This window comes from Micromonospora arborensis (assembly GCF_003205615.1).
GTDB lineage: Bacteria > Actinomycetota > Actinomycetes > Mycobacteriales > Micromonosporaceae > Micromonospora > Micromonospora arborensis.
This window is the reverse complement of the sequence record NZ_PYBV01000014.1, coordinates 99,398-121,976: the sequence shown is the minus strand read 5'-3', so window position 1 is coordinate 121,976 and position 22,579 is coordinate 99,398. Positions and strand designations below refer to the sequence as shown.

At 73.0% G+C, this 22,579-nt stretch carries 20 protein-coding genes; 8 read left to right on the top strand and 12 right to left on the bottom strand.

What is annotated here, in order from left to right:
* Positions 1–176 precede the first annotated feature (176 nt).
* Together hpt and C7C45_RS33605 are read right to left on the bottom strand one after the other, a co-directional pair.
* Entirely contained in the window at positions 177–752 is a 576-nt protein-coding gene (gene hpt, locus C7C45_RS11970) for a hypoxanthine phosphoribosyltransferase (protein WP_030328005.1), read from the bottom strand.
* A gap of 100 nt (positions 753–852) precedes the next feature.
* Complete coding sequence (locus tag C7C45_RS33605) at positions 853–1,098, bottom strand: hypothetical protein (protein WP_146247311.1); 246 nt, start codon at positions 1,096–1,098, stop codon at positions 853–855.
* Between the two features lie 42 nt (positions 1,099–1,140).
* Here C7C45_RS33605 and C7C45_RS11965 point away from each other — a divergent pair, with 42 nt between their 5' ends.
* Positions 1,141–2,103 carry a GlxA family transcriptional regulator gene (locus C7C45_RS11965; protein ID WP_110563698.1) on the top strand — a complete coding sequence of 321 codons (963 nt, stop codon included), beginning with the start codon at positions 1,141–1,143 and terminating at the stop codon, positions 2,101–2,103.
* 5 nt (positions 2,104–2,108) lie between these two features.
* Here the strand turns inward: C7C45_RS11965 and tilS are convergent, their stop codons facing one another.
* The 3 genes from tilS to dacB all read right to left on the bottom strand — a co-directional run bounded on the left by tilS (position 2,109) and on the right by dacB (position 5,780).
* Positions 2,109–3,101, bottom strand: a complete 993-nt coding sequence (gene tilS / locus C7C45_RS11960; protein WP_110563837.1) for a tRNA lysidine(34) synthetase TilS — start codon at positions 3,099–3,101, stop codon at positions 2,109–2,111.
* 10 nt (positions 3,102–3,111) lie between these two features.
* Positions 3,112–4,182, bottom strand: a complete 1,071-nt coding sequence (locus tag C7C45_RS11955; RefSeq protein ID WP_110563836.1) for a zinc-dependent metalloprotease — start codon at positions 4,180–4,182, stop codon at positions 3,112–3,114.
* 92 nt (positions 4,183–4,274) lie between these two features.
* Positions 4,275–5,780 (bottom strand): D-alanyl-D-alanine carboxypeptidase/D-alanyl-D-alanine endopeptidase, encoded by a 1,506-nt coding sequence (dacB, locus tag C7C45_RS11950; RefSeq protein ID WP_425271133.1) that lies wholly within the window; start codon positions 5,778–5,780, stop codon positions 4,275–4,277.
* 546 nt (positions 5,781–6,326) lie between these two features.
* On the opposite strand from dacB, the gene C7C45_RS11945 reads away from it, so the two are divergent.
* Positions 6,327–6,833 carry an inorganic diphosphatase gene (locus C7C45_RS11945; RefSeq protein WP_109816465.1) on the top strand — a complete coding sequence of 169 codons (507 nt, stop codon included), beginning with the start codon at positions 6,327–6,329 and terminating at the stop codon, positions 6,831–6,833.
* A gap of 32 nt (positions 6,834–6,865) precedes the next feature.
* On the opposite strand, the gene eccD is transcribed toward C7C45_RS11945, so the two are convergent.
* The gene (gene eccD, locus C7C45_RS11940) at positions 6,866–8,269 is read right to left on the bottom strand and encodes a type VII secretion integral membrane protein EccD (protein WP_110563696.1); all 1,404 of its coding nucleotides are present in this window, start codon (positions 8,267–8,269) and stop codon (positions 6,866–6,868) included.
* 101 nt (positions 8,270–8,370) lie between these two features.
* On the opposite strand from eccD, the gene eccCa reads away from it, so the two are divergent.
* From eccCa to C7C45_RS11920, 4 genes are all read left to right on the top strand, one after another.
* Complete coding sequence (gene eccCa, locus C7C45_RS11935; protein WP_110563695.1) at positions 8,371–12,354, top strand: type VII secretion protein EccCa; 3,984 nt, start codon at positions 8,371–8,373, stop codon at positions 12,352–12,354.
* A 74-nt stretch (positions 12,355–12,428) separates the two neighbouring features.
* Positions 12,429–13,769, top strand: coding sequence for a type VII secretion-associated serine protease mycosin (gene mycP, locus C7C45_RS11930; RefSeq protein ID WP_208641138.1), 1,341 nt, complete (start codon positions 12,429–12,431; stop codon positions 13,767–13,769).
* A gap of 52 nt (positions 13,770–13,821) precedes the next feature.
* Positions 13,822–14,613, top strand: a complete 792-nt coding sequence (locus C7C45_RS11925) for a phosphatase PAP2 family protein (protein ID WP_110563694.1) — start codon at positions 13,822–13,824, stop codon at positions 14,611–14,613.
* A 30-nt stretch (positions 14,614–14,643) separates the two neighbouring features.
* Positions 14,644–15,348 carry a phosphatase PAP2 family protein gene (locus C7C45_RS11920; protein WP_110563693.1) on the top strand — a complete coding sequence of 235 codons (705 nt, stop codon included), beginning with the start codon at positions 14,644–14,646 and terminating at the stop codon, positions 15,346–15,348.
* 12 nt (positions 15,349–15,360) lie between these two features.
* Here C7C45_RS11920 and C7C45_RS11915 read toward each other — a convergent pair whose 3' ends face one another.
* The 6 genes from C7C45_RS11915 to C7C45_RS11890 all read right to left on the bottom strand — a co-directional run bounded on the left by C7C45_RS11915 (position 15,361) and on the right by C7C45_RS11890 (position 20,651).
* Positions 15,361–16,539, bottom strand: coding sequence for a MarP family serine protease (locus C7C45_RS11915; RefSeq protein ID WP_110563692.1), 1,179 nt, complete (start codon positions 16,537–16,539; stop codon positions 15,361–15,363).
* 63 nt (positions 16,540–16,602) lie between these two features.
* Positions 16,603–17,295, bottom strand: coding sequence for an NUDIX hydrolase (locus C7C45_RS11910; protein ID WP_110563691.1), 693 nt, complete (start codon positions 17,293–17,295; stop codon positions 16,603–16,605).
* The gene (locus C7C45_RS11905; protein WP_110563690.1) at positions 17,292–17,936 is read right to left on the bottom strand and encodes a TlpA family protein disulfide reductase; all 645 of its coding nucleotides are present in this window, start codon (positions 17,934–17,936) and stop codon (positions 17,292–17,294) included. The genes C7C45_RS11910 and C7C45_RS11905 overlap by 4 nt, the downstream gene beginning before the upstream one ends.
* On the bottom strand, positions 17,933–18,721 hold the full coding sequence (gene nth, locus C7C45_RS11900) for an endonuclease III (RefSeq protein ID WP_341866489.1): 789 nt from the start codon (positions 18,719–18,721) through the stop codon (positions 17,933–17,935). The genes C7C45_RS11905 and nth overlap by 4 nt, the downstream gene beginning before the upstream one ends.
* A gap of 41 nt (positions 18,722–18,762) precedes the next feature.
* On the bottom strand, positions 18,763–19,932 hold the full coding sequence (locus tag C7C45_RS11895) for a CapA family protein (protein ID WP_110563688.1): 1,170 nt from the start codon (positions 19,930–19,932) through the stop codon (positions 18,763–18,765).
* Between the two features lie 56 nt (positions 19,933–19,988).
* A complete protein-coding gene (locus tag C7C45_RS11890; protein ID WP_110563687.1) occupies positions 19,989–20,651 on the bottom strand; it encodes an adenosylcobinamide amidohydrolase in 663 nt (220 codons plus the stop codon).
* A gap of 143 nt (positions 20,652–20,794) precedes the next feature.
* Between C7C45_RS11890 and C7C45_RS11885 the strand changes: the two genes are divergently transcribed.
* On the top strand, positions 20,795–21,472 hold the full coding sequence (locus C7C45_RS11885; protein WP_110563686.1) for a Crp/Fnr family transcriptional regulator: 678 nt from the start codon (positions 20,795–20,797) through the stop codon (positions 21,470–21,472).
* Between the two features lie 110 nt (positions 21,473–21,582).
* Complete coding sequence (locus C7C45_RS11880; protein ID WP_110563685.1) at positions 21,583–22,326, top strand: metallophosphoesterase family protein; 744 nt, start codon at positions 21,583–21,585, stop codon at positions 22,324–22,326.
* Positions 22,327–22,579: the final 253 nt, after the last annotated feature.

The following is a 22,579-nucleotide window of genomic DNA, read 5'->3' as shown; positions in this document are numbered from 1 at the left end:
GCCACCTGAACGCCCGGTCACGCGATCGAGGGGGTCGGGCACGGAGTTACCTCCACGCCACCGGGGTCCACGGTAACCGCAACACCTGAGAGCGCGCTGAACGTCGGCTTGATGGATGCCGATGCGAGTCGACCTCACACCGCCCGTCGGGCCACCCCGACCGAGCAGGTCCGGCGTCAGGAGCGGGCGTAGACCTCGGGCTTGAGCACCCCGACGTAGGGCAGTTCCCGGTAACGCTCGCCGAAGTCCAGGCCGTAGCCGACCACGAACTCGGTGGGGATGTCGAAGCCGACGTACTTCACCGGAACGGGCACCTTGACCGCGTCCGGCTTGCGGAACAGCGCGACGACCTCGACGCTCGCCGCCGAACGCGACTCGAGGTAGCGCAGCAGCCAGGAGAGAGTCAGCCCGGAGTCGACGATGTCCTCGACGACGACCACGTGCCGACCGGCGATGTCCCGATCCAGGTCCTTGAGGATGCGGACCACCCCGGAGGAGGTGGTGCCCTGGCCGTAGGACGAGATGGCCATGAAGTCGAGCTCGGCCGGCGGGCCGTTGCGGCCCAGCGCCCGGGCGAAGTCCGCCATGAACATCACCGCACCCTTGAGTACGCACACCAGCAGCAGTCCGTCGCCCACGTGGGCGTAGTCGGCGGAGACCTGCTTGGCCAGTTCCGCCGTCTTCTCGCGGATCTGCGCCTCGGAGATGATCACGTGGTCGATGTCGGCGTCGTACCAGGAGCCGTCAGCCATGACTCCTAGCCTGCCGTACGTCGGATGGCCTCCGTCGGCGGGGCCGCACCTTTAGGCGCGGTCCCGCCAGGGATTTTTCCGGCAAATAATACTAATCGCATCAGTTGGTGCGGGACCGCCAGCGGCGGCCATCGTCGCTGGGCTTCCAGTCGGCCGAATCGTGACTGTCCGCGGTGAGGCCGGCCGCCGAGGCGGCGACGAGAAGGACGAGGAACAGGAGGAAGAACAGGAACTCCATGGCGGCGCTCGCTTTCGCATGATTGCTGTCGGTTTCGCCGCCGGTGCGCACCGGACTGAAACCAGTTTGCGGCCTCTCACGCCGGCCGGACAGTGGCAGGAATGCCATTGGCCATCGATTTACTGCCACCTGTCGGGTTACCCTCGTCACATGCTCCGGTCCGTCGCCGTCCTCGCCCTCGACCAGGTCGCCCCCTTCGAGCTCGGCGTGCTCGCCGAGGTGTTCGGCACCGACCGGACCGCCGACGGCTTCCCCGGCTACCGCTTCCAGGTGTGCAGCCCGGACGGCGCTCCCGTGCGCACCTCGTCCGGCTTCCACCTCACCCCGAACGCCGACCTCGGCCCGGTCGACGAGGCCGACCTGGTGGCCATCCCCGCGCACAGCCAGGGCACCACCGTTCCCGGCCCGGTGCTCGACGCGCTGCGCCGGGCCGACGCGCGCGGCGCGTACCTGTTCAGCGTCTGCTCCGGCGCCTTCCTGCTCGGCGAGGCCGGGCTGCTCGACGACCGGGAATGCACGACCCACTGGCGGTACGTGGACGAGTTGCAACGCCGTCACCCGCGTGCCCGGGTGCGCTGCAACTCGCTCTACGTCCAGGACGGGCGGCTGCTCACCAGCGCCGGCACGGCGGCCGGCATCGACGCCTGCCTGCACCTGATCCGCCAGGAGCACGGCTCGGCCACGGCGACCAGACTGGCCCGGCGGATGGTGGTCCCGCCGCACCGCGACGGCGGCCAGTCCCAGTACGTCGAGGCGCCCATCCCGAAGGCGCCCGAGGCGCCCACCCTGGAGCCGGTGCTGGAGTGGCTGATGGGTCACCTGGACCGGACGATCACCGTGGAGGAGTTGGCCGCCCGCGCCGGCATGGCACCACGTACGTTCGCCCGTCGGTTCCGGGCCGAGACCGGCACCACCCCGCACGACTGGCTCACCAACCAGCGGGTGCTGCTCGCCCGGCGACTGCTCGAGGAGACCCCGTTGAGCGTGGAGGCGGTCGCCGACCAGGCCGGCTTCGGCGACGCCGCGGCGCTACGCCACCACTTCAGCCGCCGAGTCGGCGCCACCCCACACAGTTACCGGACCACGTTCCGGGACCGGGCGCACAGCAGCTGAGCTGGTCAGGTGGGCTCCACCGGCGTCAGCCGGTCGGCGCGGCGAAGCACCCGGACACCCCCGGGCAGGTCGGTCGGGCCCTGACCCCGCCAATCGGTGATCAGGGCGTCCAGGGCAGTGACGTGCCGGTGCGACAGCGCACCCGCGGCAGCGCCCAACTCGCGCGCCCAACTGTGCAGCACCCGGCCGCGCACCGCGGGAACCAGGCCCACCAGCCCCGGCACGGAGAGCCCGCCGCCGGGACACCGAGCCGCCGCAAGCGCCGTCGCCGCCAACTCGTCGAGCGCGGCGTTGTCGGCCGCCACCAGCCGGGCGGTACGCGCGAGGTTGTCCACCACGCCGGGCCCGAGCGCCCGCACCAGCGCCGGCAGCAGGTCGGCTCGTACCCGGGAGCGGGCATACGACGGGTCGGTGTTGTGCGGGTCCTGCCACGGGCTCAGCCCGAGCGCGGCACACGCGGCGCGCGTCTGCGCCCGACCGATCTCCAGCAGTGGACGCAGCAGCGGCACCCCGGCCAGGTCCCGGCGGGCCGGCATCCCGGCCAGACCGCGGGGGCCGGCACCCCGGGCAAGCGCGAGCAGCACCGTCTCCGCCTGGTCGTCGCGGGTGTGCCCGGTGAGCACCGCGACCGCGTTCTGCTGCCGGGCCGCCTCGGTCAACGCCTCGTAGCGGGCCTCCCGGGCGGCCGCCTCCGGGCCTCCCGGACGCCCGGCCACCTCCACCCGCACCACGGTCGCCGACGGGAACCCGGCCCCACGGGCCCAGTTGGCCACCGCCTCGGCGCGCTCCGCGGAACCGTCCTGCAGGCCGTGGTCGACGGTGACGAACGCCGCGGCGCGGCCCAGCCGAGGCGCCACGAACACGGTGGCCGCCGCGAGGGCGAGCGAATCGGCGCCACCGGAGCAGGCGACCAGCACCGGCCCGCCGGACGGCAGACCGGTCAGCGCGCGGCGGACCGCGACCCGGATCGCGGCCACCGGCGGGGCGAGCGCGGCCACCGGCGCGTGGTCAGCCAGCGGCCGGGATGGTGCCGGCCGGGCCGTGCACCCGGGCCACCCAGGCATCCGGATCGCCCAGCTCCGACAGCCGGGGCAGGGTGAGCGGCGAGTTGAAGATCGAGTTGAAGCCCTCCATGCCGACCCGCTCGACCACGCCGTGCACGAACTTGCGGCCCTCGGCGTACTGGCGCATCTTGACGTCCACCCCGAGCAGCCGGCGGATCGCCTTCTCCAGCGGGTTGCCCGCCTCCCGGCGACGGTTGAACGACGCCCGGATCCGCTCCACGCTCGGAATCACCTGCGGGCCGACGCCGTCCATGACGAACTCGGCGTGCCCCTCCAGCAGGGTCATCAACGCGGTGAGCCGATCGAGCACGGCCCGCTGTGCCGGGGTCTGCACGATGTCCAGGACGCTGGTGCGGCTCTCCGGGTCACGGACCGCGTCGGAGAGCGTCGCCACCCCGCGCCGCAGCCGCTCGACCAGGTGCTCGCTGCCGCTGGACGAGGCGTCGACGAAGGCCTGCACCTCGCTGAGGAAGTACGCCCGCATCCACGGGACGGCGGTGAACTGGGTCCGGTGGGTGACCTCGTGCAGGCACACCCAGAGCCGGAAGTCCCGCGGGTCGGCGCCGAGCTTGCGCTCCACCTCGACGATGTTCGGTGCGACCAGCAGCAGTTGACCCGGGTCAGCCGAGAAGACCTCGTACTGGCCGAGCACCCGGCCGGAGAGGTAGGCCAGCACGGTCCCGGCCTGCACCCCGGTCAGCCGAGACCCGATCGCCTCGGTCAACGCGCCCGGCTGCTTGTCGCCGGAGAGCCGGCTCACCAGCGGAGTGATCACCTCGCGGAGACCGGCGATGTTGGTCGCCGCCCAGTCGCGCCGATCGACCACCCGGACCGGCGGATGCGCCACCTGCGCCCGCAACCCCGTGTAGTCGGCCACGTGCCCGGCCGCCTCGTCGGTCAGCCGGCGCAGGTCGCCGACCACGTCGGTGGCCTCGGCGTACGACACCCGGGGGCCCGACTTGCTCAACGCCCCCGCGGTGGCGGCGGCCAGATCCCAGTCCACGAACTGCGCCATGGACCCACCGTACCCGCGCCGCGACACCCCGGCCGGGGCTCGCACCGTCGATCGACGCCGATGGCGGCGCAGGCGGGGGCCGGAAGCCCTCGTCAGCGGCAGCCGCAGCCGGCCAACCTGGCGGCGATCCGGTCCAGTGCGGGCTGGGCTGTCTCCTTCCCGCCCGGCACCTGGTCGGTGAGCACCGCGAAGGTGAGCAGCCGACCATCAGCGGTGGTGACCAGGCCCGCAATGGAGTGCACGGCGGTCAGTGTGCCGGTCTTGGCCCGGACGCTACCCGCACCGGCGGCGGTGCCGGGGGCGTTGCGGTAACGCTCGTCCAGGGTGCCGGACCAGGCACCCACGGGCAGGCCACCGAAGACGCCGGCCAACTCCGGATGGTCCGGGCTGGCCGCCAGTCGGATCAGGTCGGTCAGCAACGACGGGCTGATCCGGTTACGGCGGGACAGCCCGCTGCCGTCGGAGAGGGTGATCTCGTCGGCGGGCAGGCCCAGCTCGGCCACCTCGGCGTCCATCGCGGCGGCACCCCCGTCGAACGAGGCCGGCTGGTTGCGGGCCAGCGCGACCTGACGGGCCAGCGCCTCGGCCACCAGGTTGTCACTCTCGCTGATCATGATGTCGACCAGCCGGATCATCGGCGGAGACTGCACCACGCCCAGTTCGGTCCCCGGTGCCGGGGCGCCACCGGCTGCGGCCGGCGCCGGGGCCGTGCCCCGCTTCACCGCGTCGGCCGACACGCCGAGCAGCCGGGCGAACGCCTTACCGGCCGCCAGGTCCGGTTCAGCGAACCGAGCGGCGGCCCCGTGCTCGACACCCGGGTCCCTGCGCGCGCCGTCGGTCATCAACGCGGTCACCGCGCCGCCAGATCCTCCGGTGGGGATGTCGGGGTCCCAGCCCGGGCCGTAGACCGGGCCGGAGTAGACCGAGCCGTCGACGGTGACGCTGGTCGGGGCGGTGCCGCCGAGCGCGGTACGCACCTGGGCGGCCAGATCGTCGAGACGCGCCGCCCCCGGGTAGTAGCCCTTCTTGTCGATCGCGAGGGTGGGATCGCCGCCCCCGATGATCACCACCTCGCCGGCCTTCGCGCCGGCCACCGCGCGAGTCGGGATCCGGTAGCCAGGTCCACGGGCTGCCAGCGCGGTCACCGCGGTCGCCAACTTGGTCACCGAGGCGGGCACGGTGCCGTCGTCAGCGCCCTTGTCGAACAACGTCTGGCCGGTGATGACATCGGCTACCGAGACGTTCACCCGGTCGCCGAGGGCGGAGACTCCGACCAGCGGGTCCAGCACGGCACTAACCCTGTCCGGGGTGGGCACCGGAGCGTTCGGGTCGGGGCCGGGCAGCACGTCCGCCGGGTCGGGCTCCGGGGTCACGCCGAGGGCACTCGGCCCGGAGGTGTCGTCGCCCAGCCATCCGGCGACCGGACCGGGCCGGGTGATGACGACTCCAACGCCGGCGAGCACCAGCAGCAGCACGACGGCCAACACCACCGGCAGCCGCCGCCGACGGCGCGGTGCGACGGGCGCGGGTGCCGGCGCGGCTCCGGCGGGAGCGGGCAGCGCGGAGATCGGGGAACCCAGCGGCGGGACGCCGTTCAGATTCGGGGTGGTCGGCCCGCGGCCGGACGACGGGGTGGTCGGGGCCGGGCTGACCGGAACCGAGGCGCTGCCGCGCGGCGGGCCGCCCCGGGTCGGGTTGGTCGGGGCGGAGCTGACCGGGACCGCGGCGTTCCCGCGCGGCGGGCCGCTCGCCGGCCACTCACCGCCGGCTGCCGGGAAGCGGCCGTTGTTCGGGCCGGCCGGGGCCGACCCGCCCGGCGGGCGCCAGGGCAGCGGTGGGGGCCTCTCGGGTGCCGGCGTCGCGGGCTCGGGAGCCCGTGGAAGGTGGGCCTCCGGCACCGGCACCCGCCCCGTCGCACCACCGGAGCCAGATCGTCCGGTACCGTGCGCGGAGCCCCCGTCCGGGCGGTAGTGTGAATCTTCCCTCCCCACGACCCCCTCCTCCCCCAGCGAAAATCGGCTTGGGTGACACTACTTCGGTCCGAAGACTATGCGGCGGCCGGAGTCGGCGGGTGGGCATTCACCTGTCCGGAGGGGCCGCCAGTGGTTCCGTTAGCCAGCGTGGGCAGACGAGGGAGCGTGCACATGGATTTCGACGTGACGGTTGAGATCCCCAAGGGTCACCGGAACAAGTACGAGGTGGACCACAAGACCGGCCGGATCCGGCTGGATCGCACCCTCTTCACCTCCACCCAGTACCCGGCCGACTACGGGTTCATCGAGGGCACCCTGGGCGAGGACGGCGACCCGCTGGACGCGCTGGTGCTGGTCCCCGAGCCGACCTTCCCCGGCTGCCTGATCCGCTGCCGCACCATCGGCATGTTCCGGATGACCGACGAGAAGGGCGGGGACGACAAGGTCCTCTGCGTGCCCTACGAGGACCCGCGCCAGGAGCACCTGCGCGACATCCACCACCTGGGTGAGTTCGACCGGCTGGAGATCCAGCACTTCTTCGAGGTGTACAAGGACCTGGAGCCCGGCAAGTCGGTGGAGGGCGCCACCTGGGTCGGCCGCACCGAGGCCGAGGCCGAGATCCACGCCTCGTACCAGCGGGCCAGGGACGCCGAGGCGCGCGGCGAATCCGCCCACTGACAACCGACTGACGCACCGGGCCCGGGGGCCGCTCAACCGAGCAGCCCCCGGGCCCGGTCGTACAGGTCGAGCACCGCGCAGGCGATCGGTACCACGGCGACCACCAGGGCCGTGTCGGTGAGGTCCGCGACCCTCCCGAGGTACGGCGAGACCGGCCGGCGGGCGTACCCGGTGCCGCTGGCCGCAGCCACCAGGGCCAGCGCCGCACCGCCCAGGACCAGCGCCAGTCGCCCCGCGTCGTCGGCCCGGCCGACCAGCACCGCACCCAGCACCGCGTAGCCGGCCAGCCCGGCGAGCACCGTCGGCACCCGGTGCCGCAGCGCCACGAACAACCGCGACCGCAGCAGCAGCACCGCCGAGGTGACCGCGACCAGCACCCGACCGGCCGTTCCACCAGCAATCCCGAGTACGACCGCCGAGGCCACCACCAGCAGGGCGTGGCCGATCAACATCCCGGTGAGCATCTCCTCGGTGCGGGTCACCGCGGCGTGTACCCGGCTTCGGTCCGGCAGATCCCGGGCCCGCTCCGGCTCCTCCGCCGACGTCGAGGGCGGCAGGGTGATGGGCGGCAAGGGCAACTTGCCCAGCCGGATGGCCAGCAGCGGGATCACGCCGACCGCGAAGACCAGTGCGCTGAGCAGCACCGCGGCCGTGCCGGCCGACGTCAGCAGCAGCCCACCGAGCGCGGCCCCGGCGCTGATCAGGCCGACCGTGACACCAGCCACGAAGACCCGGAGCCGGCTGGCCACCCCCAGCAGGCCGATCAACGCCACCAGCAGCAGCGCCACCGAGCCGGCCAGCAGCTCGGGCGCACCCACCCAGCGGGCCGGCCCGAACGGCCCGACCGGGTCGCCGGAGCCGACCGCGAGGGCACCGGCCGTGAACGCGTACGGCAACGCGTAACCGCCGAGCGTCGCCCCGGCGGCGCCATCGCCGTTCGCGCGGGACGCCACCGTTCCGGCCACGGTGAGCACCAGCGCCACCACAGCGGCCGCCACCCAGCCAACCCGGTGCGTCGGGCCGCCGGCGAGCAGAGCGAGCAGCCCGACGAAGAGCGGCACGGCCGCGCCGGCCAGACCGGCGGCCCGGGTGGCGGTGGGCGACCAGGCGCCGCCGCGGCGACGGGCACCGTCGGCGATCGCCTCGATCACGTCGTCGTACTCCAGCTCGGGCCAGTGCGCGCGGGCCGGCACGAGATGCAGCACCTCACCGTCGCGGACCCCCTGCGGCAGCAGCGCCTGAGCGGTCACCAGCAGCACGCCGTCGGTACGGCGGAGAACCCAACCGCCGTGCTGCTCACCGTCGTCGGCCAGCCCGACGCCGGCGTGCCGGAGCACGTCGGGCAGCAACTCGGCCAGGGGCACCTGCTCCGGCAGGGCGACATCCACCCGTCGTTGCGGCGCGCTGATGGTGACGCGGGCCAGCCCGGTTGTCATCGACTGGTCTCCATATCGAAGGGGATCGGAGGCTGCGCGGACGACAGGACTTTACCTACCATGAGCCAGGCTCGGGTTACCCAGCGCTGTCAGGAGGCCGAGTGTCCACCGTCGTCATCAAACGCCCGCCACGTCGACCGGCACCGGAGATCCCCTCCGGCGAGCTGCCGGTCGAGGCCCCGCCGGAGATCCCCGTGGTCACCGGCGGGCGGTGGCAGCAGATGCTCATGCTGCTGCCGATGCTCGGCGGCACGGTGGCGATGGCGATGATGTTCGGCCGGGGCGGCGGCGCCTACTCGTACGTGGTGGGCGGAATGTTCGGGCTCTCCTCGTTGGCGATGCTGGTGACGTCGTGGGGCAGCGCCTCGGGCACCCCGAAGAAGTCCGAGATGATGGCCGCCCGCCGGGAGTACCTGCGCCACCTGGCCACGCTGCGGCGCAGGGTCCGGCGCACCGCAGGGCAGCAGCGGGCCGGGCTCTACTACCGGCACCCGGACCCGGGCGGGCTCTGGTCGACCGTGGACAGCCACCGGGTCTGGGAGCGGCGACCCGCCGACCCCGACTTCGCGGTGGTGCGGGTCGCCGTCGGGCCACAGACCCTGGCCACCCCGCTCGTCCCACCGGTCACCCGGCCGCTGGAGGAGTTGGAGCCGATGACCGCCGGGGCGCTGCGCCGCTTCCTGGACGCGTACTCCGTGGTGCCGGACCTGCCGGTGGCGCTGTCGCTGCGCAGCTTCGCCCGCGTGCACGTGCGGCCGGCCGGCCGCACCGGGAGCGGTACCCCGACCACCGCCGGGCCACCCACCGGCGACCCGGCGGCGCAGGCGCTGGCCCGGGCGGTGCTGACCCAGCTGGCGGTCTTCCACGCCCCCGACGAGCTGCTCGTCGCGGTCTGCGCCGGCCCGGAACGCCGCACCTGCTGGGAGTGGGTGAAGTGGCTCCCACACGCCCACCATCCCAGCCGCACCGACGCGCTCGGCCCGGTACGCCTGGTGACCAGCTCCGCCGCCGAGTTGGAACGGCTGCTGGCCGACGTGCTGGCCAGCCGGTCCCGGTTCAGCCCGGCCGGCCCGGCGACCGACGGCCCGCACGTGGTGGTGGTCCTCGACGGTGGCGACCTGACCGGTGCCAGTGACCTGACCGGTGACGGCGGTATCGACGCGGTCACCGTGCTGGACCTGGACACCCCGGCACCACGGCTGCTCGACCGGTACGCGCTGCTGCTCGAGCTGCACGGCCGGCGGCTGCACTCGTGGTCGTCCGACGGGCACGCCGAGGTGGGCACCGCCGACCAGCTCGACCTCGCCGACGCCGAGGCGATCGCCCGACGGTTGGCGCCGCTGCGGCTCGCCGGCGCGGCCCGCGGACCCGACGCCCCACTCCAGGCCGACCTGGGCCTGCCCGAGCTACTGGGTCTCGGCGACCCGGAGAGCTTCACGGCCGAGCAGGGCTGGCTCCCGCGCTCGGCACGCGACCGGCTGCGGGTGCCGATCGGGGTGGGCGCGGACGGCGGCGCCATCGAGCTGGACCTCAAGGAGTCCGCCCAGGACGGGATGGGCCCGCACGGCCTGCTCATCGGGGCGACCGGTTCCGGCAAGTCCGAGCTGCTGCGCACGCTGGTGCTGGGGCTGGCCGTCACGCACAGCTCCGAGCAGCTCAACTTCGTGCTCGTGGACTTCAAAGGTGGCGCCACCTTCGCCTCGTTCGACCGACTGCCGCACACCGCGGCCGTGATCACCAACCTGGCCGATGCGTTGCCGCTGGTCGACCGGATGGTCGACGCGATCAACGGGGAGCTCGTCCGCCGGCAGGAGCTGCTGCGCCGCGCCGGCAACTTCGCCAGCGTGCGCGACTACGAACGGGCCCGGGCGGCCGGCAGTCCACTGGCCCCGCTGCCGTCGCTGCTGCTGATCTGCGACGAATTCTCCGAACTGCTCTCCGCCAAGCCCGACTTCATCGACCTGTTCGTGCAGATCGGCCGGCTGGGCCGGTCGCTCGGCGTGCACCTGCTGCTCGCCAGCCAACGGCTGGAGGAGGGACGACTCCGTGGGCTGGACACCCACCTGTCGTACCGGATCGGTCTGCGCACCTTCTCCGCGCTGGAGTCCCGCACCGTGCTCGGGGTGGCGGACGCGCACGAGCTGCCCCGCTCGCCGGGCCACGGCTACCTGCGCGCCGGCACCGACCCGCTGGCCCGGTTCAAGGCCGCGTACGTCTCGGGTGCCGTCCGGCGTCGGGCCGCGACGGCCGGCGTGAGCGCCGAGGGGGGCGCGCGACTGCTCACCTTCACCACCCACGTCGTGCCGGTGCCCGAGCCGGCGATCCCGGTCGCGCCCGTCGTGACGGAGGAGGAGGGCAGAGAGACACTGCTCGACCTGCTGGTGGACCGGCTCGTCGGGCAGGGCCCGCCGGCGCACCAGGTCTGGCTCCCGCCGCTCGGTCAGCCACCGGCCCTGGACGAGTTGCTCGGCCCGGTGGAGGTGGACCCGAAGCGCGGGCTCACCGTGGGCAACCCGGAGCTGCACGGCGCGCTCGGAGTGCCGCTCGCCATCGTGGACAAGCCGTTGGAGCAGCGCCGCGACCTGCTCTGGCTGGCGCTGGACGGCGCGGCCGGGCACGTCGCGGTGGTCGGTGCGCCACAGAGCGGCAAGTCCACCGCGCTGCGTACGCTGATCTGCGCGCTGGCGCTCACCCACACCCCGGCCGAGGTGCAGGTCTACTGCCTCGACTTCGGTGGCGGCGGGCTGGCCGCACTGCGCGACCTCCCACACGTCGGTGGGGTGACCGGCCGGGCCGACCCGACCGCCGTACGGCGCACCGTCGGCGAGATGACCACCCTGCTGGCCGACCGGGAACGCCGCTTCACGGAGCTGGGCGTGGAGTCGATGGCCGCGTACCGGCAGCGACGGAACGTCTCGGCAACGACCAGCCAGCCGGGCCACGATCCGTTCGGTGACGTGTTCCTGGTGATCGACGGTTGGAGCACGGTCCGCGGCGAGTACGACGACCTGGAACCGCTGGTGACCGACCTGGCCACCCGAGGGCTGTCGTACGGGCTGCACGTGGTCGCCACGGCGCTGCGCTGGCTGGACTTCCGGCCGGCGATCCGGGACCTGTTCGGCTCGCGGTTGGAGTTGCGCCTCGGCGACCCGTCCGACTCGCTGGTGGCCCGTCGTGCGGCCGCGAACGTGCCGGAGCGCTCCGGCCGAGGGGTGACCGCGGAGGGCCTGCACTTCCTCACCGCGCTGCCCCAGCTCGCCGCCGCCAGCGGGGACACTGCTGACCTGGTCAAACGAGCCGCCGACGGGTGGGCGGGCCAGCCGGCGCCCCGGGTCCGGCTGCTCCCGCCGGTGCTGCCGTACGCCGATCTGGACCTCGCCGCGACGACCGGCCTGCGGTTGCCGATCGGGATCGCGGAGGCGGACCTGCGTCCGGTGCTGCTCGACTTCGCCACCGAGCCACATTTCGTGGTCTTCGGGGACTCGGAGTGCGGCAAGTCCTCGTTCCTGCGCGCGCTGGCCACGTCGATCATCACCCGGTTCACCCCGGAGCAGGCCCGGGTGATCCTGGTCGACTACCGGCGCAGTCTGCTCGGTGCCATCGAGACGCCACACCTGATCGGGTACGGCACCGCCGCGGCGCACACCGCCGACCTGGTCGAGTCTGCCGCCGGTTACCTGGAGCGGCGGGCACCCGGCCCGGAGGTCACCCCGCAACAGTTGCGGGAGCGGTCCTGGTGGACCGGGCCGGAGCTGTTCGTACTGGTGGACGACTACGACCTGGTGGCGGCCGGGCCGGCGAACCCGTTGCGCGCGCTGGAGGAGCACCTGCCACACGCTCGGGACGTCGGGCTGCACCTCGTGCTGGCCCGGCGGTCCGGTGGCGCGGGACGCGCCCAGTACGAGCCGATCGTGCAGCGGCTGCGGGAGCTGTCCACCTCCGGTCTGGTGATGGCGGGCAGCCCGGAGGAGGGCGCACTCGTCGGGCCGGTGCGGCCCGGGCCGCTGCCGCCGGGACGCGGTCGGCTGGTCACCAGACGCGAGGGCGTACGCCTCGTCCAGCTCGCACAACTGCCGCCACAGTGACCTGACTCGCCGGTTCTTCCCGTGACGGGTGGGGAAACCGGTAATCTCCGATCGTCATGGTTCCGTCGCGATGAATGGCTGGGGATGTGACAGGGGTACGGCACAGCGGTCCGTCGGGGGACGGACGGGCGACCGTCCGGGCGCTGCTCGGTGTGGCCGCGGCGCTCGCCGTCGTGGCGCCGACCGCCGCCGCCGTGCCCGTTGTCGCGCCCACCCACGGCGGGCAGCTCGCTGGCGCGCCGATGGCGTTCGCCCCCGGCGACACGGTCGCCCGCACCGACCAGGTCCGCGACGAGCAGTGGCAGCTCGACGAGTTGCAGGCCGCGACGGCCTGGCGCAGTTCGACCGGCCGGGGTGTGACCGTCGCGGTGGTCGACTCCGGAGTGGACGGCACCCATCCCGACCTGGTCGGTCAGGTGCTGCCCGGTCAGGATCTGGTCGGCCCCGCCGGGGGTGCGGGCCCGGATCCGGTGGGGCACGGCACCACGGTCGCCGGCCTGATCGCCGGGCGCAGCGACGACAAACGGGGCGCGGTCGGTCTCGCGCCGGACGCTCGGATCCTTCCGGTCCGGGTGCTCGACGAGGACAATCGCTACGACGACGCGCTGATCGTCGCCCAGGGGGTCCGCTGGGCGGTCGACCACGGCGCCCGGGTGATCAACCTGTCGCTGGGCGGCAGCGGCGACAGCCCCGCCCTCGCCGCGGCCCTGGACTACGCGTTCGTCCGGGACGTGGTCGTGGTCGCCTGCACCGGCAACCTGGCCACCTCCACCAGCAGCAAGGTGTGGTACCCGGCCCGCGAACCGGGCGTGATCGCGGTCGCCGGTCTGGAGCGCAGCAGCGACAACCTGTGGTCCGGGTCGATCACCGGCCGGGCGACGGTGCTCACCGCCCCCGCCACCGGGCTGGTCGGCGCCAAATCCCCCGACGGGTACTGGCGGGTGCAGGGCACCAGCTTCGCCGCGCCGCTGGTGGCGGCTACCGCCGCGTTGGTCCGGTCCCGCTATCCGCAGATGCCCGCGGGCGAGGTGGTCAACCGGTTGCTGGCCACCGCCCGTGATCTTGGCCCGACCGGGCGGGACGACCGCTTCGGGTACGGGATGGTCGACCCGGTGGCCGCGCTGACCGCTCAGGTGCCGCCAGTGGCCGCCAACCCGTTGGACGATCACACGTCGCCGGGCGTGACTGGTTTCGGCCCGGCTCCCGGCTCGGCGGATGACGAGCCGGTGGCCGGTGCGGGCAGCGATCCGCTCGGTTTCGCCGCGCCTCGTCGACAGACCCAGTGGACGGCGCGTGCCGCGGGCGGCGCGGACACCTCGGCACCGGAGCAGCTGTGGACCGGGGTCGTGCTGCTCGTCGTCCTGGTCGGCGGTGCCGCCCTGTTGGTGCGCCGGCTCCGTAAGCGGGTCCCTTGATCGCGGTCGACGGGCAGGCCTGACCAGCCGCCCGGTCGGGTAGAACCGACCCATGAGTACGCATCGGCCGCCCACCCTCGCCCCCTCCGGCCAGCCGTCCTGGCGGCGCCGCCGACTCGACCCGGACCATTCGCTGGGTCTGCGGCTGACCCTCGCCGCGACGGCGGCGTTCCTGGTGCTGGTGCCTTTTGCACTGCTCGCGCTGCTGGTGCTCGGCGCCTGGGCGCCTCTGCACCGGCTGGACACGGCGGTCACCCACGCACTGCACGGCTACGCGGTCGACCACCCGGCCTGGGTCGTGCTGATGCGCATCTGGAGTGACGTGTTCGCGCCGATGCCACTGCGGGCCGTCGCCCTGCTACTGGTGATCCTGCTGCTGCGCCGGGGAGCCCGCCGGCTGGCCCTCTGGGCGACCACCACCATGGTGGTCGGTGGGTTGATCGGTCCGCTGCTCAAGTTGCTCGTCGGCCGGGACCGGCCGGAGCTGCTGGACCCGGTGGCGCGGGCCGCCGGCTATTCGTTCCCCTCCGGGCACGCGCTGAACGCCACCCTGGCCGCCGGGGTGCTGCTGCTGGTGCTCCTGCCGTACGTCGGGCGGGGGGTGGCGCGGGTCGCGCTCTGGGTCGCCGCGGTGCTGCTCACCACGGTGACCGGGCTGAGCAGGGTGGCGCTCGGTGTGCACTTCACCAGCGACGTGCTGGGCGGCTGGCTGCTCGGTCTGGCGGTGGTTGCGGCGACCACCGCCGCGTTCACCAGTTGGCGCGCACACGCCGGCCTTCGGCCGGTCCAGCCCGCCCGCGACGGCGTCTCCCCCGAAGTCGAGCGACACCCCGAGGAGGCGTGACGTCGAGGCCGACCGGGTACTGGCCCACCCATGTCCGAAACCGTGCTCCTGATCGTCCGGCGGGTGCTGCTGCCGGTGTCCCTCCTGCTGGGCGTCATGGTGCTGCTCGGGGTGCTGATCACCCGGGTGTTCGCCCGGACCTGGCCGTTCACCGTCGAGGACGCGGTGAACCGGGAACTCGCCGGCGACCGCACCGACGGCTGGAACGGCGTCTCGCTGGTGTTCAGCACGCTGGCCAGCACCCACCTGATCGTCGTGGTCACCGTGGTGGTGGCGCTGGCGCTGCGACTCTGGCTGAAGCGCTGGCGGGAGCCGCTGTTCCTGTGCGCGGCGGTGACCGCCCAGGCGCTGGTGTTCCTGCTGACCACGATGGCGATCGACCGGCAACGGCCGGCGGTGGAGCACATGGACGTGTCACCACCCACGTCGAGCTTCCCGTCCGGGCACACCTCCGCGGCAGTGGCGCTCTATGTCGGTATTGCCGTGCTGATGGCGCTGCGGGTGCGGAGCACCGGGGCGAAGGTCGCCTGGTGGACGCTGCTACTGATGGTGCCGCTGGGTGTGGCGGTGACCCGGATGTACCGGGGGATGCACCACCCGAGCGACGTGCTGGCGTCCTTCCTCAACGGCGGCACCTGCGTCGCGATCATGGCCCGTGCCGTGCTGGACCGCGGGCTGCGGTGGGGGCGGGCGAAGTTGCCGACCAGGCGACCCGCGGTGGCGGTCCGGAGCTGACCTCGCGCCGGCTCAGGTGCACTCGCCGGTGGCGACCTGCCGGTTGCGTTCGGCACCGGCCAACGCCACCGGGCGGGCCTCGGCCGCGGTCACCGCGAAGCCGGTGTTCGGGTCGTCGGCCGCCGCCGCGAAGATCACGCCGAGCACCAGGCCGTTGGCGGAGAGCAGCGGCCCGCCGGAGTTGCCGCTACGGACCAATGCTCGGATCGTGTAGATCTCCCGGGTGACGTCGCCCGCGGAGTAGATGTCCGGCCCCTTGATCCGGTCGACGTCGCGGACCCGCGCCGACTGCGCGTTGTAGGGGCCGTCGAGCGGGAAGCCGAGCACGATGGCGTCGGAGCCGCTGCCCGCGTTGCCGGCGGCGAACCGCAGGGACGGACCGGGCAACCCGGGCACGAGCAGCACCGCCAGGTCCCGGTCCGGGTCGTAGACCACCACCTTGCCGTCGTACCGTTCGCCGCCCAACTCCACCGCGACCGACCGGGTCCCGGCGACGACGTGCGCGTTCGTCATCACCCGGTCATCGGCGTACACGAAACCGGAACCCTCGATCCGGCGTGAGCAACTCGGTGCGGAACCGAGAACCTTGACCACCGACCGCTGACCACTGACCACGATCTGTGAGCCAGCCAGCGCGGGGTCGGGTGGCTCGACCTGCCGGGCCCGGGTGGGTGCGAGACCACCGAAGACGTCCGGGAACCCGTCGGTGTCGACGGTGTCCTCCAGTGCGGTGGACAGCTGGTGAGCCTGCTCCGGCAGGACCCGGTTGACCACCGTGATCAGCGCGCTGTTGCGTACCGAAGCGGCGAGCCAGGGCACCGAGGACGAACCGAGCGGCACGGCGACCAGCCAGGCGAGCAGGAGCACCGCGAAGAGCGAGACGAACGCCCCGCCGACGTCGTCGATCCGTTTGCCCACGTCGCTGGTGATCGTCTTACGTAGGTGCGAGCCGAGCCAGCCGGCGAGCGCCTGCCCGATCACGGCCAGCCCGAAGATCGCCACCAACGAGATCAACACCCGGGTGCCGGCGTCCACGAACTGCCGGGCGAACAGCGGCCCGAGCTGTAGGCCCAGCAACAGACCCAGGAAGAAGCCGGTCAGCGACGTGATGCCGATGACGAAGCCCTGGCGGTATCCGCTGATCGCGAACACGAGCATGAGCAACAGGAGGGCGAGATCCACGACGGACACGGGTCAAGCGTACGGGCAGCACGCCCGGCAGATGACCATCGCTTGCGGAAGGTGACCGTGCGGTCAGCGCACTGCGGTCTCGTCGACCTCGTCGGTGCCGGCCGACGGTGCCGGAGTCATCCCGGATGGCGGCAGCTCGACCACCCGGTCGTGCCGCCACGGGCCGGCCCAGCCGCCCATCTCCAGCAGGGTGGCCAGCACGCCGGCGGTGAAGCCCCAGACGAGCATCCCGCGCGCCGAGAACGCCGGCCCGATCCAGCCGCTGGGGTGGCGGACCCGCAGCCGGTTGGCCGGGTCGACCAGCTCGCTGATCGGCAGCCGGGCGACGTGCGCCACCTCGGCCGGCTCCCGGGGGTGCACCGGGTGCGGGTCGTGCCACCAGGCCAGCACCGGCGTGACCACGAAGTCGCTGACCGGGATCCACAGTTTCGGCAGCTCGGCGAGCACGGTCACGCTGGCCGGGTCGAGGCCGACCTCCTCGTTCGCCTCGCGCAGGGCGGTGGCGCGCACGTCGGCGTCCTCCGGGTCGGCCGCGCCGCCGGGAAACGCCGGCTGGCCGGCGTGGTTGCGCAGGGTGGCGGCGCGTTGCAGGACCAGCACGTCGGGGCCGACGCCGGGCTGCTCCCCGAGCAGCACCAGCACGGCGCTCTCCCGGCCACCCTCGGCCGGGGTGGTCAGCCGGGTGAAGTCCTCGGCGCGGGCGGTGCCCAGCCGGGTCAACAAGGGCTCGATCCAGTCCGGCGGTCGACGGGTCACGCCGGCACCGCCAGGCCGAGGTGCTGGCGGACCAGCTTGGCAAGTTGGGCATCGTCGAGCGCACCGGTGGCGTCGATGTGCTGGATCCGACCGTCGGCGTCGACGAAGAGGGTGAGCGGGATGGCGTTGCGCTTCAGCTCACGCTGCAGCGCCTCGCCCTGGTCGACCAGGATCGGGAACCGGACGCCGAAGTCCTCACCGATGGACTGGGCGCCGCCCCGGCTGTCCCGGCTGTTGACCCCGATCACCTGGAGCTGACCGGCGGCCCGCACGCTGAGTCGTTGGAAGGCGGGCAACTCCTTGCGGCACGGCGGGCACCAGGAGGCCCATACGTTGATCACGGCCGGCCCGGCCACGTCGCGCAGAGCGATGGGGGATCCGCCGGTGAAGCAGGCCAGGGTCAGCTCCGGCAACTCCTGCCCGCCGGTTTTCGGTGTCGCCGTTGCCGAGCCGGGCGACGCCGTGGTGCCCGCATCCGGCGTGGCGGCCGTGGGTGCCGTGCTCAGGCCGGCGCAGTCCCGGAATGGCGACGGTCGCTCGGCGACGGCCGGTCGGGGAGCGGGGTCGTCGGCCGTGCCGCTGGTGCAGCCGGCGACGGCCAACAGCAGCGGCAGGACGAGCAGGGCGAGTCGCCGGTTCACGGCACCTCCGCAGCGATGGCCTGCGCGGGCACCAACTCCGGGTCGACCCCGGCAGCCACCGCGAGATCGCGCGCCCGGGGGCCCTTGAGCAGCTTGGCGGCAGCGGCGGGCTCAGTCGGGCCGGTGCCGTACGAGGGGCAGAGCTTCGCGAGTGTGCATGCTCCACAGGCCGGCTTGCGGGCGTGGCAGACCCGTCGCCCGTGGAAGATGATCCGGTGCGACAGCATGGTCCAGTCACGCTTCGGGTAGAGAGCGCCGACCGCGTGCTCGATCTTGACCGGGTCGGTCTCGGTGGTCAGCCGCCACCTGTGCACCAGCCGCTGGAAGTGCGTGTCGACGGTGATGCCCGGGACGTCGAAGGCGTTGCCGAGGATCACGTTGGCGGTCTTGCGGCCGATGCCGGGCAGCGTCACCAGATCGGCGAGCCGGCCGGGGACGTTGCCGTCGTACCGGTCGAGAAGAGCCTGGCCGAGCTTGAGCAGCGAGTCGGTCTTGTTGCGGTAGAAGCCGGTGGGCCGGATCAGCTCCTCCATCTCGCCGCGGTCGGCCCCGGCGTACGCGGCGGCGCTCGGGTAGCGGGCGAAGAGCTTCGGGGTGACCTCGTTGACCTTCTTGTCCGTGCATTGCGCGGAGAGGATGGTGGCGACGGCCAACTCCAGGGCGTTGGAGTGGTCCAGCTCACAATGCGAGTCGGGGTGCGTTTCGGTCAGCACCCGACCGATCTTGCGGGCACGACGGGTGCGCCCGAGGTCGGTCTCGCTGGCGCCGGGAGGACTATCGGTCACGACGGCCAGCCTACGTCGCGCCCCGGACGTTCCCGGTCGGGTCAACCACCGGTCGGCGACGAGATCTTGCCCTGCCCGTCGAGCCGGGCACCGCTGGTCGGGAAGTCGCTGCGGCTCAACTCCGTGACCAGACCCAGGCCCCGGTCGTCCCGGTCCATGGTCGGCTTTCCGGCGTCGTTCATGTACGTCGAGGTGAAGGAGCCGCCGGCCCAGGCGCCGTCCGGCTTGAGTGACACCTTCAGCACCCCGCCCCAGCCGAGGCGGCCGTCGTTGTTCAGCGAGTTGCCGCCGCCAGCGAAGTTACCCAGGCTGTAGGCGATCAGCCGGCCCTTGTAGAACTCCATGCCGCGCAGCACGTGCGGCCCGTGCCCGACGATCAGATCCGCGCCGGCGTCGATCATGGCGTGCGAGAACTTGATCGGGTCGCCCCGGTTTTCACCGAGGAACATCTCCGTGCCCGGCTTGACCCGGGTCTGGGCGACGCCCTCGCCACCCATGTGCACCTGCACCACGACCACGTCGGCCATGGTGGCGGCCTTGGCGACCACCGTCTTCGCCTTGTCGATGTCGACCAGGCTGTTGGACCAGACGTACGACGAGAAGCCAGCCACCGCGACCTTGACACCCTTGACGTCGACCACGGTGATCTGGTCCGGCGCGCCGGTGTGCTCCAGGTCGTACTTCTCCAGCGCCTTCTGGGTGTTCTGGTAACCCTTCGGCCCGTAGTCGTAGCCGTGGTTGTTGGCCTGGTTGAGCACGTCGAAGCCGGCGTCGCGCAGGTGCGCGGCGTACTCCGGTGGAGCCCGGAACTGGTAGCAGCGGGTGGAGTTGGCCCCGCACTTGCCGGTGCCGGTGTCCACGGTCAGCGGCTCCTCCAGGTTGCCCATCACCAGGTCGGCCTTGAGCGCCTCGGTGACCGCGGTGAAGAAGCCCTTACCGCCGGCGGCGGGCAGTCGGCTCGGCGCGTTGCCCATGATGATGTCGCCGGTGGCGGAGAGCGAGATCGCGCCGCCCTCCTCGGAGGTCGCCGGCCCGGTTGCCTGCGGGCCGGCCGTGGCCACCGGTGCGCCGGTGCCACCGCCGCCGGCGCCGGGCTGCCAGACGGGGGCGTCGCCGCCGGAGTCGGAACAGCCGGCGACGAGCAGGATGGTCAGCAGCGCGGCGAGGCCAAGAGCCAGGCGGCGACGCGGGCGGGACGCGAGAGAATACATCGTTCGCGACCCTACCGGGCCGTCAACGCGCCGACGACAGCCGATCGGTTGGATATTCAGCCGGTGACCTGCTCTGACCAGGGCACGACCACCCGGGCGCCCCCGGCGAGCACCGCGGCGTGCACCGCTCGGGCGAGCGGGGCGCCCCAGGTGGAGCGAGGCCCGCCGTACACGGCCTCCGGCCCGTCGACCGGGCAGAGCACGGTGACCGCGTCGGTCGGGGTGCCGGTCCCCGGCAACCCCAACTCGGTGATCGCCTGGGTCTTCGCCTCGGTCGCCGTCGCCACGGCGTTGACGAGTGCCGAGTCGGCGAGCCGGGCCGGCACGTACACCACGATGTTGACCGTGCCGACGCGCTGGGCGAGCGCGGCCGGAGCGTGCGCGGCCGCGAGCATCGGCGTGCCGAGCCCGACCGTCGCCCAGGCCCGCACGCCGGTGTCGGTCCGTGCCACCACCTCGGTCACATCGACGCCGGTCAGCAGGCCAACCCCGGGCCCGCCCAGGGCGAGGTCGGCGGCGAGCGCCGCCAGGTGCGCGGCGGGGTCGTCCCGGTCGTACGACATGGGTACGGTCGCGTTCAACACCCAGCGGCGGGCTCCGATACCACCGCCCAGCGGGCCACTGCTGACCGCCCGCAGGGGCACGTCCGCGCGCCAGACGAGCAGCGGTATGCGCCGCCCATCCTCGGCGCGGCTGGTCAGAATCGGCTCGCTCAGCACGTCGGGCAGGTTACGCCCACCGATCAAGATTCCAGGGGCGACCTCTGATTCATGCTCACGTGCGCCTAGACTTGGCGGCGCGCGAGGGGATCAGCGGACGGCGGACCCGGCCGACGGACGGCACGCGTAAGCGGAGGTGCGCGATGGACGAGGTACTGGCCCGCAGCGGGATCTTCCAGGGTGTCGACCCGGAAGCTGCCGAGGCGCTTGCCAAGGAGATGGAGACGATCGAGGTCCGTAAGGGCGAGATCGTTTTCAATGAGGGCGAGCCCGGTGACAGTCTCTATATCCTGCTGTCCGGGAAGATCAAGGTTGGTCGCCGCGCCGCGGACGGCCGGCAGAACCTGATCGCGGTGATGGGGCCGTCGGACATGGTTGGTGAGCTGTCGCTCTTCGACCCCGGCCCGCGTACGGCGACCGCCACCGCGGTGACGGACACTCGGCTCGTTCGTCTGCGCAAGCAGGCGCTGCGGCCGTGGCTGGCCAACCGCCCGGAGATCGCCGAGCAGTTGCTCCGGGTGCTCGCCCGGCGGCTGCGCCGGACCAACGACTCGCTCGCCGACCTGATCTTCACGGACGTGCCGGGCCGGGTCGCCAAGAACCTGCTCCAGATGGCTGGTCGGTTCGGCACCCGCGACGGCGGCGTCCTGCGGGTGACCCACGATCTCACCCAGGAGGAGATCGCCCAGCTCGTCGGCGCCTCCCGGGAGACGGTCAACAAGGCCCTGGCCGACTTCGCCTCGCGCGGCTGGCTGCGGCTGGACGGCAAGAGCATCATCATCCTGGACCCGGAGCGTCTCGCTCGTCGCGCCCGCGTCTGACTGGCACGTCCCGTCCCCGCCTCCCGTCACCGACGGTAGGCGGGGACGTTTTTATCTGCCTCGCGCAGAACCGCTGGCCTCGCGGTGAGGTCAGCGGTGAGGGTGGGGCCATGGTGAACCGTGTTGCGGTGCTCTCCGACATCCATGGCGTCCTGCCGGCGCTGGAGGCCGTGCTGGCCGAACCGGACGTCGCCGCCGCCGATCTGATCGTCCTGACCGGCGACATCGCGGCCGGTCCGCAGCCGGTCGAGGTGCTGGATGTGCTCGCCGGCCTCGGTGACCGGGTCTGCTGGGTGGGCGGCAACTGCGAACGGGAGCTGGTCGAGGCGCGGGCCGGCAAGCCGGCGTCGATCGAGGTGTCGAACTGGGCCGCCGGGCAGCTCCGCGACGACCAGGTGGCTCAGCTCGCCGCGCTGCCGGCGACCGTGACGCTGGATATCGACGGCCTGGGGCCGACGCTGTTCTGCCACGCGACCCCCCGCGACGACGAGGAGGTCGTGCTCGTCGACTCCCGGATGGAGCGTTGGGTCGAGGTGTTCGCCGGCCTCCCGCCCGAGGTCTCGACGGTGGTCTGCGGACACACCCACATGCCTTTCACCCGCCTGGTCGATCGCCGTCTGGTGGTCAACCCGGGCAGCATCGGCATGCCGTACGGCGGCGCCGGCGCCTGGTGGGCACTGCTCGGGCCAGGCGTCCAACTGCGGCGCACGCACTTCGACGTGGACGCGGCCTGCGCCCGGGTGACCGCCGAGTCGGCTTACCCCGACGCCGCCGCCTGGGCCGACGAGTACCTGCGCTCCCAGCACAGCGACGCCGACGCGCTGGCGGTCTTCGGCCCCCGCGACGGCCGCTGAGCGAGGGCTGCCGGGTCGCCCGCTCGGCCGCCGTCGGCCGCGCCCGGGCGGGGCCGGGGCACGCGCAGCGGGCGCTGGTCGAGCAGGGTGAAGGTCCCTACTCGCTGCCTGTAGAGCTGCCCCAGATCTGGGGCGATCCCGGTCGCGCCACCCGGCCCGACCACCCCGGCCAGGGCACCCCAGGTCCAACCACCCCGGTCCGGCGACCCGGCCCGACCACCCCGGCCAGGGCACCCCAGGTCCGACCACCCCG